This window comes from Halorubrum sp. AJ67, assembly GCF_000513435.1.
Map to the genome: position 1 here is coordinate 307,736 of NZ_CBVY010000003.1, position 1,127 is coordinate 308,862.

Sequence of the window (1,127 nt, forward strand, 5' to 3'; positions counted from 1 at the left end):
CCGGGCGTCTCGATGACCGGGAAGGAGCTCTCGGCCATCCGCACCGCCTCGAACGCCGGGCTGTCGACGAACGCCGCGGCCTGCGGGTGGTCGGCCACGAGGTTCTCGACAATCCCGACGGGTCGGTGTCGGATCTCGCTGACGCCGTCGCCGTCGCGGTCGGCGACGCGAGCGCCCGACCAGTAGTTGCCGCGGTCGGTGCCGTTCCACGCGACGAGCGAGTTCCGCACGGTCTCGACGGCTCGGTCGTTGCGGACGAAGCTGTTGCCCGCGACGACCTCGCTCCCGCTCTCGGCGGCGCTGTGGACCCCGATCCCGTTGCGGTAAATCAGGTTGTCGACAAGCCGGTTCCCCTGCGCGTTGTAGAGGTACAGGCCGTTCCGGTTCGCGACGAGGTGGTTACCCGCGATCGTCGAGTCCTCGATGTCCTTGGCCATGATCCCGTGGCCGCTGCTGTCGTCGTTTCGGAGGGCGGTGTTGTTCCGCACCGTCAGCCCCTCGCTCACCATCAGCGCGTAGCCGACGCCGTTGTCGGCCGCGACGTTGTCGACGAGTCGGTTGTCGTCCGAGTACATGTAGTGGACGCCGTACCGCGTGTTCCGGATCGTGTTGTTCTCGGCGAGCACGTCCGCCGCCCACGAGAAGTAGATCCCGTCACGGGCGTCCGCGATCTCGCTGTCGCGGACGACCGTGCCCGTCGTCTCGTACAGGTGGATCCCGTTCCCGCGGTCGGTCCGCGGGAACACCTCCTCGCGGCCGTCGATTCGAACGTCCTCGATGACGGCCTCGTCGGCCGAATCGATCCAGATCCCGTACGCCGTGTCGGTGATCCGGACCGACTCAACCCGGGCGCGGTCCCCGGAGACGAAGATGCCGGCGTCCTCGGTCCCGAGGTCGCTGCCGGAGCCGCGTATCCAGACGCCGGAGACGGTGATGTTCTCGCCGCTCACGGTGAGTATGCGTCCCTCGCCGCCGCCGTCGATCACCGCGCCGCCGTCGCTCGCGACGAGCCGCAGATCGTCGACGCTCGCGTTCACGCGCTCGTCGAACCGCCCGTCGAGGACGACCGTGTCGCCCGGCTCGGCGGCGTCGACCGCCGCCTGCGCCGACGCGAACGACTCTCCGTC

The 1,127-nt window shown here is 69.2% G+C and carries 1 protein-coding gene; it reads right to left on the reverse strand.

The features are described from left to right. Nucleotides 1–1,127 (reverse strand): nitrous oxide reductase family maturation protein NosD (gene nosD / locus BN903_RS04910; protein WP_048076773.1); only part of this gene is annotated, 1,127 nt, incomplete at both ends.